At 44.7% G+C, this 15798-nt stretch carries 17 protein-coding genes; 6 read left to right on the top strand and 11 right to left on the bottom strand.

The features are described from left to right. The first annotated feature begins 215 nt into the window (after positions 1-215). The 4 genes from ACFVQB_RS31625 to ACFVQB_RS31640 all read left to right on the top strand — a co-directional run bounded on the left by ACFVQB_RS31625 (position 216) and on the right by ACFVQB_RS31640 (position 4624). On the top strand, positions 216-1046 hold the full coding sequence (locus ACFVQB_RS31625) for a sensor histidine kinase (RefSeq protein ID WP_379448823.1): 831 nt from the start codon (positions 216-218) through the stop codon (positions 1044-1046). 1 nt (position 1047) lies between these two features. Further along, entirely contained in the window at positions 1048-1704 is a 657-nt protein-coding gene (locus ACFVQB_RS31630) for a response regulator (RefSeq protein WP_090904095.1), read from the top strand. Positions 1705-1862: 158 nt separating this feature from the next. Beyond that, on the top strand, positions 1863-3578 hold the full coding sequence (locus ACFVQB_RS31635) for a copper resistance CopC/CopD family protein (protein WP_379448826.1): 1716 nt from the start codon (positions 1863-1865) through the stop codon (positions 3576-3578). A 275-nt stretch (positions 3579-3853) separates the two neighbouring features. Next, positions 3854-4624, top strand: coding sequence for a YcnI family copper-binding membrane protein (locus ACFVQB_RS31640; RefSeq protein WP_379448829.1), 771 nt, complete (start codon positions 3854-3856; stop codon positions 4622-4624). A gap of 179 nt (positions 4625-4803) precedes the next feature. Here ACFVQB_RS31640 and ACFVQB_RS31645 read toward each other — a convergent pair whose 3' ends face one another. The 10 genes from ACFVQB_RS31645 to ACFVQB_RS31690 all read right to left on the bottom strand — a co-directional run bounded on the left by ACFVQB_RS31645 (position 4804) and on the right by ACFVQB_RS31690 (position 12871). Continuing rightward, the gene (locus tag ACFVQB_RS31645) at positions 4804-5076 is read right to left on the bottom strand and encodes a hypothetical protein (protein WP_076290677.1); all 273 of its coding nucleotides are present in this window, start codon (positions 5074-5076) and stop codon (positions 4804-4806) included. Between the two features lie 53 nt (positions 5077-5129). After that, positions 5130-6380 (bottom strand): Tle-like phospholipase domain-containing protein, encoded by a 1251-nt coding sequence (locus ACFVQB_RS31650; RefSeq protein WP_379449021.1) that lies wholly within the window; start codon positions 6378-6380, stop codon positions 5130-5132. Between the two features lie 82 nt (positions 6381-6462). Further along, positions 6463-6744 (bottom strand): hypothetical protein, encoded by a 282-nt coding sequence (locus ACFVQB_RS31655; protein ID WP_379448834.1) that lies wholly within the window; start codon positions 6742-6744, stop codon positions 6463-6465. Between the two features lie 636 nt (positions 6745-7380). Further along, positions 7381-9102, bottom strand: a complete 1722-nt coding sequence (locus tag ACFVQB_RS31660) for an ABC transporter ATP-binding protein (protein WP_379448837.1) — start codon at positions 9100-9102, stop codon at positions 7381-7383. Between the two features lie 89 nt (positions 9103-9191). Beyond that, positions 9192-9584: a hypothetical protein gene (locus ACFVQB_RS31665; RefSeq protein WP_379448840.1), complete on the bottom strand. Its 393-nt coding sequence runs from the start codon at positions 9582-9584 to the stop codon at positions 9192-9194. Further along, complete coding sequence (locus ACFVQB_RS31670) at positions 9577-10002, bottom strand: hypothetical protein (RefSeq protein ID WP_379448843.1); 426 nt, start codon at positions 10000-10002, stop codon at positions 9577-9579. Before ACFVQB_RS31670 ends, ACFVQB_RS31665 begins: the two co-directional genes overlap by 8 nt. After that, entirely contained in the window at positions 9983-10504 is a 522-nt protein-coding gene (locus ACFVQB_RS31675; protein WP_379448845.1) for a MauE/DoxX family redox-associated membrane protein, read from the bottom strand. The genes ACFVQB_RS31670 and ACFVQB_RS31675 overlap by 20 nt, the downstream gene beginning before the upstream one ends. Further along, complete coding sequence (locus ACFVQB_RS31680; protein WP_379448848.1) at positions 10501-10926, bottom strand: TlpA family protein disulfide reductase; 426 nt, start codon at positions 10924-10926, stop codon at positions 10501-10503. The genes ACFVQB_RS31675 and ACFVQB_RS31680 overlap by 4 nt, the downstream gene beginning before the upstream one ends. A gap of 29 nt (positions 10927-10955) precedes the next feature. Further along, entirely contained in the window at positions 10956-11435 is a 480-nt protein-coding gene (locus ACFVQB_RS31685; RefSeq protein WP_379448851.1) for a hypothetical protein, read from the bottom strand. 179 nt (positions 11436-11614) lie between these two features. Further along, complete coding sequence (locus tag ACFVQB_RS31690) at positions 11615-12871, bottom strand: DUF445 domain-containing protein (protein ID WP_379448854.1); 1257 nt, start codon at positions 12869-12871, stop codon at positions 11615-11617. Between the two features lie 336 nt (positions 12872-13207). Between ACFVQB_RS31690 and ACFVQB_RS31695 the strand changes: the two genes are divergently transcribed. Then, positions 13208-14035 (top strand): aldo/keto reductase, encoded by an 828-nt coding sequence (locus tag ACFVQB_RS31695; RefSeq protein ID WP_379448856.1) that lies wholly within the window; start codon positions 13208-13210, stop codon positions 14033-14035. Between the two features lie 95 nt (positions 14036-14130). Here the strand turns inward: ACFVQB_RS31695 and ACFVQB_RS31700 are convergent, their stop codons facing one another. Then, entirely contained in the window at positions 14131-14589 is a 459-nt protein-coding gene (locus ACFVQB_RS31700) for a cupin domain-containing protein (protein WP_379448859.1), read from the bottom strand. A 257-nt stretch (positions 14590-14846) separates the two neighbouring features. On the opposite strand from ACFVQB_RS31700, the gene ACFVQB_RS31705 reads away from it, so the two are divergent. After that, positions 14847-15698, top strand: coding sequence for a helix-turn-helix transcriptional regulator (locus ACFVQB_RS31705; RefSeq protein ID WP_379448861.1), 852 nt, complete (start codon positions 14847-14849; stop codon positions 15696-15698). Positions 15699-15798 lie beyond the last annotated feature (100 nt).

The raw sequence follows: 15798 nt of genomic DNA on the forward strand, positions 1-15798 counted from the left end.
TACAGCCCCGCTCATCTGTACTCATCAAGGCTCACCCTGCGTGACATAATTTCACCCCATGTTGTTCTTAGATATCCTTCTAAATGCTCCCTTATCCACCCGAGGTTCCTTCGAAGAAAGCCAGACTAGGGTATGAAGCAAGCATGCGTTATAATGGTGCCAACCCTTGAAACGGATACATATAAGTGGACCTTATACAAAGGAGTTCTGTATTCATGTCATATAAACAAATTAAATGGATGATTCTGCTGGTCCCCACATTCACGGTTGGCCTCTGGGAATACATCCGTCACCAATTCTTGATGCCCTACCTATCAATGGATGCGGGTAACTGGCTTACCCCCCTTATCCTTTACCTCATAAGCGTCACCTTGCTAAGTCGCTTATTTAATATGCTGGAAAGTGCCAGGGCCGCTTTGGAGCAGGAGCGTGCCTCCAAAGCGGCACTCGAAGCTCGGGATCAACTGGCCCGCGAGCTTCACGATGGCATCTCGCAGTCTCTTTTTCTCCTGTCGGTAAAAACAGATAAGGCCGAGCGCAGTTTGGCTGGAAGTGGTCACGAGAATGAAATTCAGGAAATACGCAAAACCGTACACGAGGTCAACGCTTACGTACGGCAGGCCATCGCCCAGCTCCGCTACATCCCTGGACAAGCAGCAGTACCGGACGGATCTTCCCTGCTGTCACAGGTGGAATTACTTATAGAGGAGACGGTTCCTTCGACGCATCTGGAATGGGATCTGGACAGCACCTTCTTCTCCCCCAAGGAGCAGGTAGAGCTGCTCGCCTGCATTCGGGAAGCACTGCTTAATGTACGCAAACATGCCCGGGCTACAGATATTCGGGTGATTGCAGAAGGAACTCCTTTTGTCTGGTCCATCTTCATTCAGGATAACGGTGTTGGTGTGAGCGGCGATCGACTGCACCTGAAGGATCGGTACGGCCTGCGAATTACGAAGGAACGTGCAGCTCAGATGGGCTGGTCTTTCGCCCTTGATTCAAGGCCAGGGTACACTCGAATAACCATTGGAAAGGGGCATGCTTAATATGGAACTTGTACGGGTATTGGTTGTCGATGATCACGCGCATGCGCGTGAGGCGATCTGCAGTATTTTATCCGAGGATAGCCTGTTTGAAGTTATTGGTACCGCTTCGACTGGACTGGAGGCACTGGAGCTTACCGGGCAATGGATGCCCGATCTTATTCTAATGGACGTGCAGATGCCGGATATGGATGGGCTGGAAGCCACCCGTCAGATCAAACTGCGCTTTCCTTATGTCATTATCGTCATGGTTACGGTATCGGATGATGTCACCTACCTGTTTGAAGCGCTGAAGCAGGGGGCTCAAGGATATTTGCTCAAAAATCTGGCTCCCTCCACCTGGCTTGAATACCTTCGCGCCATCGTTAGTGATGATGCACCCCTGAGCAAGGAACTGGCCTATCGAATCCTTCAGGAGTTCCCTGCACCTCGCACTGAGGATGTACCCGATAATCCGCTGACTACGCGGGAGCTTGAGATCCTGCAATGGGTATCTGCGGGATATACTAACCGTGAGATTGCCGACCAACTTGGCATTTCGGACCAGACGGTGAAAAATCATCTAAAGAATATTTTACAGAAACTGCATCTCGAAAATCGTGTGCAACTAACCCGCTATGCATTGGAAAGCGGACTGGCAGGCCGCAAGCTGCGTAAATAGCGACGCATTCATGTTTTTGTCACAATTCTATGGATCATTTCGTTTTTTTATAGCCCAATGTAGTCATACGGTGTTATTTTGGACAAAGTTATAATGGTATAGATTGTGCTCGGATAACAAAGAATGACTTACAATTCTAGACCTAAGGTGATGATTTTTTGATTTTGAGTAGATTCACCATGAAATTGGGCAAACGGCACTGGGCACTGATGGTTGCCCTGATGTTATTGTGTTGCCTTGTTATGCCGCAATGGGCTTCTGCCCATGCTTATATCGTGCAGGCTTCACCGGGTGAAAATGAACTGGTTGCGACTGCACCTGAACGCCTAACTCTGGAGTTCAACGAGTCTTTACAGACGGCCTTTTTTGATATTAAAATCACCGGACCTGACGGAACTCAAGCAGATGACGGGAATGTGCATGTCGATGAGAACCGTCCTCATATTCTGGAGACCGGACTGCGAACCGGACTTGGAAACGGAACCTACGCCGTGAATTGGAAGGCCGTATCTGCTGATGGTCACCCCATTCAGGGAGCCTATGTGTTTCATATTGGGGAACCATCTGGCGCTCCTGCCGGTCTCGCGGATTTAACCTCAGGTTCAGGCCAGGTTGGCGGACCGTTAAAATGGATTTTGTCGCTGACCGACTGGATTCAATATCTGGGGTTGTCTGTGATTCTGGGCACACTTGCTTTCCTGCTGTTCCGGATTGCACCTGCTTCCATGGCGAGAGAACCTCTGGAAGTACCAAGAAGCTACAAGTTGTTATGGATCAGTTATGGCGCCGCTTCTGTTGCCGCTCTGATCAGTCTGCCCCTGAACACATTGTATGAATCAGGCGTTTCCATTGGGGAGTTCAGCTGGGCACTGATGGGCAGTGCACTTAAATTGACGTCATTTGGCCAGATCTGGGTGGTACAGATGCTCATTGTGATGCTGCTGGCGGTTACCATCCTCTCCGGATATGACCGGGATCGCTCGCTGCGTATCCGTATCTGGTCATCATACGGATCACTGGTCCTCGTTCTTGGCTGGTTGTTTACCCATGCTATGACGGGACATCCGGCTGCGGCGAAACAACGAACGCTCGCCATCGCAATGGACTTCGTTCATCTGATCGGAGCTGCTTTCTGGATCGGCGCTCTAACCGCCATGGCTGCGTGTCTGCCTCCGCTCGCGGATAAACTGCCTTCCACTATGCGAGGAGAGGTTTACTGGACTGCGATTCGACGCTTCACAGCCTGGGGCATTGGTGCTGTTGCTGCTCTCGTCGCTACGGGAATATACAGCAGCCTGATCATTTTGCCTGCACCTGTACTTACGTCCCTGTTCACAACGGCGTATGGTCTTGTGCTTATCGCCAAAGTTGTCTTGCTTGTTGTGATGCTTGTGTTGGCCTGGCGTCATGCCAGAATGGCACGTGCAAGCAGCGGTAACCGACTCTCCGGCAGCCTGAAGGCCGAACTGATTGCTGGAGCCGTCGTTCTTGCGCTGGCCGCCGTGCTGACACACCTGTCTCCCGGACAACCGGCAGCCGCAGGACCTTATAAAGAAGTGCAGACTATGGATGACGGGACCACGATTACGCTTCAGGTAAGTCCAAATCGTACCGGAGAGAATCAGTTTAAGGTCGACGTGAAGAAACCGGACGGCAGTACAGTTAACGATCTGGAACAGATCACACTGTCACTGACCCACCTGGATATGGATATGGGCATTTACGAGATCACGATTCCGAAAAATGATACTGGCGTATACGAGGCAGAAGAATACATCTCTATGCCAGGACGCTGGAACATCAAGGTGCATCTGCTAACCCGATCCCTGGATTCGCTGGATACCGAATTTGAGATCGACACCGCTAATCCGTAGATATAGCCGTATCGGATATGGAACGCGACTCCATCTAAAATCAGTGTCTCCATAAGCAGCAATTGTAGTGAAGGGGACGAAATCGATTCTGGAAAAGTGCAACGTTCGCATTTATTCCCGGATTTTCACTTATAAAGTGAATCAAAAAAATCTGGGAATAACAGCGATTGAAAGAACGATTCGTAACCGTAACGGTGACTTTGCAGCACATCAGGCACTTATTTTAGAAAATGGGCCGAAACATAAATGATAATAATTGAGAGGGGTAAATTATTTTGAAGAAAACATCATGGACTTCCAAACTGACATCCAGCCTCACTGCTGGAGCCGCTGCGCTGATGCTGTTCGCCGGATTCGCCAGTGCGCACGTTACCGTTAACCCAACCGTGGCACAAACGGGGGCATGGCAGACATATAGCATCAAGATTCCATCCGAAAAAGAGCTGCCTACCACCAAAGTCACGCTGAAAGTACCGCAAGGCGTTGCATTCAAGCAATACCAACCACTGGCAGGCTGGAAAATCACTACCGAAAAAAACGATTCCAATGAAGTCACGTCAATCACTTGGGAAGTGGACGGAGATAACGAAGGAATTCTGGCTGGTCAATTCCAGCAGTTCAACTTTGTAGCGCAGAATCCGGATGCCGAAACGGAAGTAGCCTGGGATGCGTTCCAGTATTATAGCGATGGCAGCATCGTGGAATGGACAGGCGGACCAAGTGACAGCAACCCGCACAGTATCACGGCAATCAGCCAAGATCCTGCCGCTACAGGTAATGCTGCTGCAGGCGGAGGTCATGATAGTGCAGGCACAGCCGGCAATGCGGGTCATGATGATGAAGCAGCAACGGGTGACGATACGAAGGCAAACGACGATACCACATTGGGTGACGCGTTGAACGACACCGTTACGGGTGAGCCAAACAATACGAATTCAGACCCAGGCACATTGAAGCTGCAACAGGCAACATTGATCGTATCCATTCTGGCGTTGATCCTGTCCTTCCTGGGTATTGCTCTGGCAACACGCCGCAAAAAACGTTAAGAGTTAACATGCAGTCTTGTATGTAGACAAAAAAGAAAGGAGCCTTCGGCAAACGGGATCTATCCCGATGTGCCGAGGCTCCTTTTTTTTATCTCTATGCTTAAGCTAACTTCGATTTCAAATTTCAAACTCATGCTTAAGTTCACTGGTTAAGAGCAGCGTCCCTTACAACTTTTCCCCTACCGTTCCTGATCCGTTTGGATCATGATTTCAATATATTGCAGCAAGCTTTTCTTCTGTTGTTCAATCGACTGTATCCGTCCAGACAGACCCGCGAAGAACGCTTCGATCTGCTGTCTTGTATAATCGGCCGATTGTCCCTTCCAGTCGTCGAGACGGTTGTATAAGCTTCTCGCCTCTTGCTCATCTGCCTGAAGACGGGCAAGCAGCTGGGTCAATTCTTTTTCAGCAATCCGAAGATCATTCAGCTCTACCAGCAATTGTCCGCTCACTCGTGTTCCCTCCCTTATGTAAGTTCCAATCGCCAGACCCTTCACGTAAAATTCTATTTGAAACTGACCTGACTCTCATCTGCTTGACGGAATGCTTCCGCCTTCTCTTCGATAAAGTTTAAGAACTGACTCGTATGCTTCATATGCCATGTGCTCAACTCGTTAATAGACGCATCCAGATGAGTGACGATAGGCTCAAGTCTGCGACTGCGGCTGGAATGCAGGTATTGGGCCATTCGGCTCCGTACCGTATTCAACTCTGCATTGCACTGTTGTGCATTTTGCTTCCACCGGGCAGCGACACTTTTGAGTTCCTCGGGCGTTACCTGAATCAGGCCAGATGCCCCTGCTGCTGCGCCCATGCTTCTTGCAAGGCTGCCTGCTTGCCCATCCAGGTTCCGCATAAATGCTGCGAGATCAGACAGGACATTGGACGGCTGACGTGGTGAATAACGGATTTTCTCGCCTGTAACCGGATCGTATAGATCGTTGGAAATATAGCCATTCTCGAACTTGTACTGTTTCAGACCGTGGTACTCTTCACCACCAAAGGTGTTACTGATTTTATCCATCATGCCCATGTCATCATTCATATCCTTGTAGTTGGAATTGATGTAATACATGGAACCCACGTGACGATCGTATCCACCAAAAAATCCGCTGGTTACAAAATCTCCGGGATGTCCGTAGTTAATGATTTGGCTATCAAACCCACCCTCTTCGGCCTTTCGTTTCGCCTCTGGCGTGAGACTGGAGATTACGGATGGCGCGCTAAACGTCACTGCGGAAAGTCCCGTGTATGCGGCCGCATACTGGGCATTTCCCCCTCCAAGCGAATGCCCTGTCAGCGAAAAATCCAAATCCTTGTATTTTTTCTGCATATCTTTGGCGTAATCTTCCGCTTCATACATCTGATTGGGGCCCAGTCCGAATGTCTTATCCAGCGTTTTATCCAGTTCTCCCACAGCATTCTCTACCGTAGTGATCCCGGTAATATCTCTTACCTTCTGGATACCATTAGCCAGCCAATCCGGCGTAAGGTCAGTACTTTGTTCGATCTTTCTGCCAAGCTCAGGCAAACCGATTTGAGCGTCCGCATAATAATCAGGAACGCTGCGATCCAACGATGCGCTTCCCTCCGTGCCCCGATAAGCGATAACCGCCTGTTTGGTCTCAGGATTGTAGAAGGTCACCGCATCAAAACCGGATTTTTTGTTTCCATGAGTGTCCTCAAGAACTTGCCATCCGGGAAGGTTCTCAAACTCAATACCTGATTTCAGATTCTCATAAGCTAATTCAGACATCTTGTTGTATGTTTCATCATCAATTTTTGGTGATTTACTCACAACCGTTGCACCTCCAAGAAAATCAATCCTGAATTATGATTTATTTGTTAAACGGATCATATCCCTTAGCTATAATTGCCTCCTTTATTGCCGGACTCATGCCAAAGTTTTTGATTTTTTTCTCCTCATAGTCATACGAGATCGTAAATTCTTGTGCTTCATGTTCAACCACATGTCCTTCCATCGCAATAGAATCAAGCGCCATCTCAGGTAACAACTCTTTATTCGTGATGACAACATCCAGTTCATATTTATTTTTTAGATATTTTACGGCTTCCACTTCCGCTTCCTTAAAATAGGCCTGTTTTTCACTTTCCTTCATGTTCTGACACCCTCCCAAAATGAAAGTGGATAGTATAATCAAAGAAAACAAACATGCATATTTACGTATTGATTTCACATGAACCACCTTCTTCATCGTATTTTCGTATGATTTGCACTCTGCAATATATCCTTCCATGACAGGAGATCCATCATCTGTTCCCTGTCTATTTCTAATTTCTCCTGTTAATTGCATCATAGTACAAAATCAACATGGTCACATCGGCTGGGAGCATCGTTTTTATATAACTTTATTCCTATAATGATTCAAACAAAGTATCTGGGTGTACATTATCCATTTTCCTAATATTTGCATCAGTAGCGGATAACCTTCTTTGCCGGAAATTAAAAAAACAGGCTGTCCATAGTCAGTGGTAGACTCTGGAACAACCTGTTGATTGTACAAATATCAAACGCTTAACAGCACGAAAGAAAAGTTGAGCTAAGATAAGTACTGCATGTAGAGCACTTACCATCACATGGATAACCAAAGGTACTGCAGGTAACTGTTGCAGCTATCGGAGAGCATGCATAATCATGCCGATAAAGACTACGTTTTCCGTTACATGGATTACTGGTACAATCATTTTGAGATCCACACATATAGTTCACCTCCTTTCATAATATTCTCATCTGCTTAAAGCGCAGCAACCAGGTTTTCTTCCTTCTTATTAAAAGGCTTGCTTTGCACAGAAAACATGGAAGCATAGAGCCCGTTCTCTTTCATCAAACTAGCATGTGTTCCCATTTCAACAATTCTGCCTTTATCCATCACAATAATTTTGTCGACACGTACACAGTTAGCTAAACGGTGAGTAACAATCAAAGCTGTCTTATTCTCGCTGTATTCAAAAAAACGGTTAAAGATCTGGTCTTCAGATAAAGGATCAATAGCTGAGGTGGGTTCGTCCAACACAATCAAGTCCGCTTTTTTGAAGAAAGCTCTGGATAGCGCAACTCGCTGCCATTCCCCTCCTGACAATTCCGCCCCATTCTCATACACTCTCCCTAGAGAAGTATTTGCACCATCCGGAAGACGATTGGCTATATTTCTGAAATCCTCGAAAAGCACATCTACGAACAGGCGCTGCGTTTCTTGATCGTTGTTCACTTTTTCAAATGCTACATTTTCTAATAATGTTAGTTCATATTGAGCATAATCCTGGAACAAAACACTTGTTCTAGCTAATAATGAATTAATGTTTGATTTATTCAACTCTTTACCATCAAAATGAATACTCCCCTCTTGAATTTCATATAGGCCCGTAATACATTTTGCCAGAGTGCTCTTACCCGAACCATTCTCGCCAACAATGGCAACGGTTTCTCCTGCAGCAATAGTAAATGAGATATCTTTCAGTGTTGCATTTTCACCATTGGGATAGGTGAAGTAAACATTGTTAAGTTGTATTTCATCTCTGAAGGTGATATCATCCGATTCCTCTATAAGATCAGAAGTCCTGCGATCCAAAAACTTGATAAAATCTCGGATAACAAAAGCGTATCCGTAAACGATCCCGGTATTATTAACAACTGTGTTCATCGAATTAATACTGAGAACCAGCAACGAAGAATAGGCAACATATTCGCCGATCGTCATATTACTGTGAGTGCCAAAAAGAATAAGTCCAATAATATAGACCGTATTGATGACATGATTGTAGATCGCAGATTGCCTTTTACGCTTGGCATCTTTGCAATCCAGACTATATTGTTCGTCAGATGTCTCCCAATAGAGAGATTTCCATAAACTCAAAAGATTGTGGCCATGTTTAAATATTTTTATTTCTTTTTGTACACTTCGATTCCGAAATAGATTGATAAAATAGTTAGCTCTACGAACCTTAAACGACTGTGCATAGGCCTGAAGATAGAATTTTTTGGACATCCCCAGATATATATATAAAGAGGGAACTAAAAGAGCGATAAGGATGAACCCCAGTGACCAGTGTACCTTGATTAGCATAAAGGCGTACGTTGCAAAAATGGCAGTGTGCTTGATGACTTCTATGGAGGAGACAAATATGCTTATCGTTTTGGAGCCGACTCCGTTAATTCGTTCAAGCACATTGTGATTTTCCGTCTCCTCAAAGTATATAATTGGAATTTCGATCAGCTTTTTTGCTTTCATATCCTCCAAATGATAGTCAGCGAATTGGTTTAACCTTTTAACTAGCAGCGCTTTCTTCTCATTTACAATATATAAAACCAAAAAAATCAATACATTCAAACCGATAAACAAAAGCGCACCCATCATATGAGTCTTTGTTTCAAAAACAATATTAATCGTATCCGTAGTCTGTTGGATTGCATAAATCTGCAAAGGAGATAACAGAATCTCTATTATTGTTAGAAGCATGTACAAAACCACTCTGAATTTCTGAAGTACAGTAGCTTTATGAAATATTTTGAAATATGAGGAAACGGAACTTAAGAAATTCTTTCCCATCATTTCTTCAACAAAACTTGAAGGGGGTACTCCGCCACAAGTTGATGTCTAACGTAAAACCTGTATTTGTATGTACCTTCTTCCACAACTGCAAAGTTAATTGGGAGACTGGCATCCATACCTGGATTTGCAGGATAAGGCCTAAAGTTCATGATTTTCATAATAGGCGTATTTAATTCCATTAATCCGTCTGGCGCAACGATATCCATGTACCCCTCTTCTTGAAAATCTTGTTTCGGAAATAATATCTTAACCAAAACATGAGTTTTAACAGCACAAGGTATATAGGGAACTTCCACTAAATTAAGAACATCATTGATCGAATGGCGTTTTATTTCGTTGTTAAACGATATTTCATTAGCTACTAGCAAACTCACCTTTATATCATCCATATTGCACCTCTTTTGTAGCATTCTTAAGCCCTTCCAGACCCCCTGTGTATTTCACATGTTTGGATGAGGATAATCGTATTGCATAGTCTACTTCTTCAAGACTTACCACATTTGAATCGATAAAATATATGATTTCATTTTTCCATTTCTTTTGTTTAATTTGATAAATCCAATGTGTAGATAACAAAATGATTTTAACATCGACCATTTTATGCTCTGATAAGATTGCATCAATTTCCTTGAAGTCATGTGATTTATGGGTAACAACAACAACGATTCCAGTACCCTTGCTCCCAATCATTTTTCCAAGAATACTTAATGCATTTTTGGCAATCTGAATCTTGGTATACATATATATTGCAAACACACATATTAAGCAAACCACAAGTATCAAGGATTCAATAGTTAACATATTCATTGATCGCCCTCATCTTTTTATAGGTTTTTCTACTTTCATACAACTGTATCAGCGTTACCAAAATCAGGGCATATGAAAAATTGTTAAGACCTCTATACACCCCAGTGTCCACATGCATTGAAAAATCCAACACACAGAAAAAGATAATAGCTATATTTCTGATTACCGGATTTTTGTTCAACAAACGGTTTGTACCAAAACATGTACAGCTCACAGCCCCCGTTTGCCTTCTTTTGAGCCATGTGACTACAATAAAAAAGATCAGCAACATCACGGTGATGCCTGTTCGAAATGGTAGCCATAAGTTAAAAAGATAACTTATTGAAATCCCCAACTCAACAAACAAAAGCGCATAGATACTTAGATCCGTTAAGCTTTTTGGGATGATCCTTAGAACTGCCACATCATTTCTTAAATCACTAATATCGAAGATTTTGGAACTAAAAGAGAGCAGGAACAGCGAGCCTATAATAACATTCAGAATAATGGAAGGAATGATCATGATCCTGAATGTTGCAGGAATTCAATAACCTGCTCTATATCTTTGGTAAACTCACTTGCAACATATGTTCCCTGATTATCGACCCTTACACAGGTAGGGGTATGGATAATCCCCAATTGACTGAGTGGTTTAGTATATGAAATAACGGGAGATTTTAAATTGAGTTCTTGAATTATGGCCTGATTATCAATTTCGTCTCCATCCGTGATCAATACGAAATTTTCAAAATGGGATAATTTCGTCAACTCAGGAATCAACTCGATACAATGAGCGCAACTCAATGAAACGATGCAGTAGACAGTCTCTGTATTCAAAACAGGGATATCCGTATATATTTTTTGGAATCCCTCTTTGATTGAATTTGGGCTGACTTCCTCTACTTCCTTAGCACTATTAAAAATATCCTTTAAATTTAATTTCATGCTGCCAAATTCTCCCTTCATCCTGATCGTTAAATTGATAGTTTTCTTAACGGCATCAATAACATATCCATAGCAAAGTCCGCCCCGCAAACTTCACTTCTCAATACCTGACCATATTTATTAAGCATAAAACCTCTGGGAAAAGAGAACACTTGTAACTCATCCTTCATCCTTTCCTTACCAACTGAGGAAATAAAAATTCTGCCTTTATAGTAATCATTTAATAGCTGAGTGGTCACATCATCCGCGTTGATAAACACGGCAATATTAACATCTGGTTTCTTCAAACTGTAGGAATCGATGATATGTAACGAGTCTTCGCATGTTGGACAATCAATGCTAAGAAAGATCGCAAGTAAATGTTCGCGTTTAATTAAGTCATACATTTTCAATCCACTTTCGTTCACAACAAAATTCTTAAAATAATCACCAGCTTCAACATTAAAATTGCGAGGCGATTTAAAAAATTTCATATGGCTATTTTTCAGAACAACAGCATCATTCACCATATCATCCCTTTTATGTAATTTATATTACTGTTTTTACATTTTCAACCTAACACATCGATCGCGAATTGTAAACTATTTTTTTCATCATATTACTATATTTAACATTTAAAATTTGAATTAAAAAAGAAGCTATCTATACACTCAGACAGCTTCTAAACATTAAAATAAGTATCTTCTTGTTATTCCAACACCATCCGCAGTGCGGTCAGCGCAATCCCAATCACAAAGCCGGTAACGGCCCCGTTAATACGAATCCATTGCAGGTCCTGTCCTACTTTGTCCTCAATCAACGAGATCAATGAGGCATTGTCCATTTTGTCTACATTTTCGCGCACGAGGTTGCCGATTTTGGAATGGTTTTTCTCCAGCAGCGTCGTTACGCCTTCCACAATCTTCGCATTCAATCCTGCCAATAATGCATCGTCTGACCGCAAATCAGACAATACCCGCTCAATCGCAGGCAAAGCAAACGTCTCCACATACTGACCATCTTCCATCGCAGTGAGCGCCTTATCCCTCAATTCAATGAGTTTGTTCAGCACAGTTTCCTCTGCGTTCCATCCATCCAGCATGTTGTTTTTCCAGCCGTTGACTCCATCCTGCACACTTTCACTCATCGCCAGCCGGATAGCCTGGGTTCGTAACAGATCGAGCACTTTGTAACGAAGAACGCTGCCCTCCCGCTTCATGTCCTCTACCCGGTCAAACAGATATCCTTGCAAAATGCTGCCCAGACGTTCCTCGTTCAGATAACCCATGAACGCATTCATCGCAAATTGCATTAACCCGTTCATCTGGATGCCACTGATCGCCTTTAAGCCGCTTTCACCCAAAAACATGATCGTCTCTGGCTTCACCAGCCATTCCTCTGCCTGCTTCAGACCATAGTCCAGTGCTTTGGCATCATATCCACGCTCACTCATCTGGATCGAAGTCCGTTCCAGAATCGGACCCAGGTCGAAGGCTCCTGCCTGTGATTTGATCTCGCCAGCAACCAGTGGGGCAATCTGCTCCAACGGCAGGCCAGCAAGGATACGTTTGCAGAGCGTATCGATCATGGTCTTGACTCCATCGTTGTGAAGTTCACGTGTCATGGTATCCAGAACGATTTCTGCCGCCTTAAAACCCGCAATTTTCTCGGTGATGCTATCCTTGTTCAACAAGTTATTTTCCACCGCGGAAACAAGGCCTTCGGTCAATTTGTCCCGATTTTTGGGCAGCAATGCCGTATGTGGAATTGGAATACCCAGCGGATGACGGAACAACGCTGTTACGGCGAACCAGTCCGCAAGTCCACCTACCAATCCCGCTTCAAATGACCCTACCAGCAGTTTGCCTACAACACCGCCTTGAAATGGCAATGATGCGGCAAATCCCGCTCCCATAACTACGAGAGACCAGGCTGCTGCTTTTTTGGTTTGTTTAGGTTTAGCCATTGTATTCTTACTCCTTTATCGTTAATCACACGGGTTCAATGACACCCAACTTTCCCGTGCTCCTCTGTTCTTCATGTGATCCCTTCCATAGGAAAGCTTCTGTTTCCATATTTCGTATACTTCATCTTATCACCCGTACGCGTCAAAACCAAACCTCTGGCTGGCGAAAAAGGATAAAAGAGGGGTTTTTCCTATCGAAATGGTCGTATTCTTTTCCATTACCAAAAAGGTTTTAGTATAATCAGTATAGACGGTCATCCATATACGATTGGCCGGCGGTCAGCAGGGTAATTACATATTGGAATAATGAATGAATCAGAGGAGGAATTTCGGACCATGAAACACGTGCAGGACACAACGACACTTTATAACGGAGTCAAAATGCCTTGGCTGGGTTTTGGTGTATTTAAGGTTAAAGATGGACAAGAAGTGGTTGAAGCCGTTAAAACGGCCATTCAGACAGGTTATCGCAGTATTGATACAGCAAAAGCGTATAACAACGAAACGGGTGTAGCTCAGGGTATTCGTGAATCCGGAATCGCCCGCGAGGATCTGTTCATTACCACCAAAGTGTGGAACTCGGACCAAGGTTACGAATCCACACTGGCCGCTTTTGAAGCAAGTATGGAACGACTCGAACTGGAATATCTCGATCTCTATCTGATTCACTGGCCTGTCAAAGGCAAGTACAAGGATACCTGGAGAGCGCTGGAGAAGCTGCATAAGGAAGGACGCATCCGTGCCATTGGGGTGAGCAACTTCCAGATCCACCATCTGGAGGACCTGATGACCGATGCCACCATTAAACCTGCTGTGAATCAGGTGGAACTGCACCCGCTGTTGATTCAAACGGAGCTTCGGGAGTATTGCAGCAAACATCAGATCCAGATTGAAGCCTGGTCTCCACTGGGTCAGGGACATCTGCTGGAGCATCCGCTTCTTCAGGACATCGCTGCCAAGTACAGCAAATCACCGGCACAGGTCATTCTGCGTTGGGATCTGCAAAATGGCATTGTAACCATCCCTAAATCCGTTACGCCACAGCGCATACGCGATAATGCGGACCTGTTTGATTTTGAGTTAACTACGGAAGAAATCGATCGCATTAGTCAATTGAACGAGAATAAACGCTTTGGTTCCGATCCGGACAACTTTAACTTTTAACCTCAACATACCATCAAGCTAGAAAATATCAAAAAATCCCGATCCGGATGCACATACATCTGGATCGGGATTTTACTTATTTATTTATGGTTATATTAGCCCTTGGAAACCAGTTTGAAATCATCAAAATGGAAACCTGGCGCTACAACGCACGTTACTAGCACAGGCTCATCACCCAGTGGACGTGCAGTTTGCCATACTCCAGCCGGAACAAGTACCTGAGGCGATTGCCCGGCAGCAATATCCATGCCCAGCACAAGTACTTCTTCATCTTCCGGATTTTCCCCGTTACCGCCCAATTTCAATTCAACCGGACTGCCGCTATGCCACAACCAGAGCTCATCAGACAAAACGGTATGCCATGCCGAGATTTCATGCGAGTGCAGCAGGAAGTACGTTGAACTTGCCGAGAATCGAGGGCCTGAGTATGTATCCGGCAGTACGGATTGTGGAATCTGATACGATGCCTTCCATTCTTCCTTATACCAACCGCCTTCAACGTGTGGCTGCATATTCAATGCAGCAACGAGTGGCGATAATTCATGTGTCGTCATATTCTATTTCCTTCCTTCCAAATCGAATTGGAGACCCCCTATCCAGAGTTTAGCCTCACTCCCCCTACTGTAAAACATGAATAGACTTTTGTCACCTTTACAGCCTATATAAGCCTGCCGAAAATCATACCACTCACATTCTATTCCTTTCGTCTGATCGAACCTCCCTCCATATGATAGCGTTTACAACAAACTGGATTTTCCGTTATGATATGGATATTAACCGTAAATCAGCTGGCACAGAGGGGAGACGCGTTATGAGTGTTATAGAGGATCGGATTGGACCCAAATATCGAATTGGCGAGAGTTCATTTACCATTGAACACATGAGCAGACACGACGGGAACGCCATGCCACAGCCTCACGCTCACCCTTTTTACGAACTGTATTATCTGCTTGAAGGAGAACGAGTCTACTCCATGAATGGTCAGCTTCTTACCGCCCGCAAAGGTGATTTGATCCTGATCAATCCTCATGATGTACATACGACGTCCAAAGGAAGCATTCCCGGCTTTGAACGAATTCTGATCGGATTTTCACCGTCTTTTGCTACCGGAATGGAGCTTGGAATATGTGGTCTGCTTCCCTTCGATCGTTCAAGGCTGCTGCACTTCCCTGATGCGGAACAGCCCGAGATTGAACGAATGCTGTGGCAGATGCTGCAAGAATGCAGGGAGCGCCGACCTCATTATGACATTGTGGTACGAAGCCTGCTTGCCCAGATCCTGATTCAGATTCACCGGGTTGAAGAGAATACTCGCCAAGCCTCTCCGGTCCCTCAGCATCCAATGCAGGATAAGATCAGTGAGATCGTCACTTACGTGAACAATCATTATACCGAGCCCCTTACACTGGAAGAGGCCGCAGCGCGATTTTATATCAGTCCATCTTATTTGAGCAGGATGTTTAGCCGTTTTACCGGATTTCGCTTCAGCGAATATTTGCGTGTTACCCGGGTTCGGGAGGCACAGAGACGTTTACTGTCCACTCAGGAACGGGTGCAAATGATTGCGGAGAAGGTAGGATTTGAGCATACAGCCCATTTTAATAAAACGTTTAAACAGGTGACCGGGACTACGCCGCTTCGCTATCGCAAAGAACATCGATAGATCTTCAAAGCGACTGGCGAAGCCGGACGTCTGTCATGCGACAACCTATCAGGACACCGCGCGCCAGGAGATGCACGCGGTGATATGCGAAGCCGAACCC

This window comes from Paenibacillus sp. NPDC057886 (genome assembly GCF_042796655.1).
Classification (GTDB): Bacteria; Bacillota; Bacilli; order Paenibacillales; family Paenibacillaceae; genus Paenibacillus.

Excerpts from the sequence above, each read along its gene's own strand:
- ACFVQB_RS31680 (WP_379448848.1), bottom strand. The coding sequence starts at position 10,926 with ATGAAATTAAATTTAAAGGATATTTTTAATAGTGCTAAGGAAGTAGAG.
- ACFVQB_RS31695 (WP_379448856.1), top strand. The coding sequence starts at position 13,208 with ATGAAACACGTGCAGGACACAACGACACTTTATAACGGAGTCAAAATG.
- ACFVQB_RS31690 (WP_379448854.1), bottom strand. The coding sequence starts at position 12,871 with ATGGCTAAACCTAAACAAACCAAAAAAGCAGCAGCCTGGTCTCTCGTA.
- ACFVQB_RS31670 (WP_379448843.1), bottom strand. The coding sequence starts at position 10,002 with ATGAATATGTTAACTATTGAATCCTTGATACTTGTGGTTTGCTTAATA.
- ACFVQB_RS31650 (WP_379449021.1), bottom strand. The coding sequence starts at position 6,380 with ATGTCTGAATTAGCTTATGAGAATCTGAAATCAGGTATTGAGTTTGAG.
- ACFVQB_RS31705 (WP_379448861.1), top strand. The coding sequence starts at position 14,847 with ATGAGTGTTATAGAGGATCGGATTGGACCCAAATATCGAATTGGCGAG.
- ACFVQB_RS31675 (WP_379448845.1), bottom strand. The coding sequence starts at position 10,504 with ATGATCATTCCTTCCATTATTCTGAATGTTATTATAGGCTCGCTGTTC.
- ACFVQB_RS31660 (WP_379448837.1), bottom strand. The coding sequence starts at position 9,102 with ATGCTTCTAACAATAATAGAGATTCTGTTATCTCCTTTGCAGATTTAT.
- ACFVQB_RS31630 (WP_090904095.1), top strand. The coding sequence starts at position 1,048 with ATGGAACTTGTACGGGTATTGGTTGTCGATGATCACGCGCATGCGCGT.
- ACFVQB_RS31655 (WP_379448834.1), bottom strand. The coding sequence starts at position 6,744 with ATGAAGGAAAGTGAAAAACAGGCCTATTTTAAGGAAGCGGAAGTGGAA.
- ACFVQB_RS31685 (WP_379448851.1), bottom strand. The coding sequence starts at position 11,435 with ATGGTGAATGATGCTGTTGTTCTGAAAAATAGCCATATGAAATTTTTT.
- ACFVQB_RS31665 (WP_379448840.1), bottom strand. The coding sequence starts at position 9,584 with ATGGATGATATAAAGGTGAGTTTGCTAGTAGCTAATGAAATATCGTTT.
- ACFVQB_RS31700 (WP_379448859.1), bottom strand. The coding sequence starts at position 14,589 with ATGACGACACATGAATTATCGCCACTCGTTGCTGCATTGAATATGCAG.
- ACFVQB_RS31625 (WP_379448823.1), top strand. The coding sequence starts at position 216 with ATGTCATATAAACAAATTAAATGGATGATTCTGCTGGTCCCCACATTC.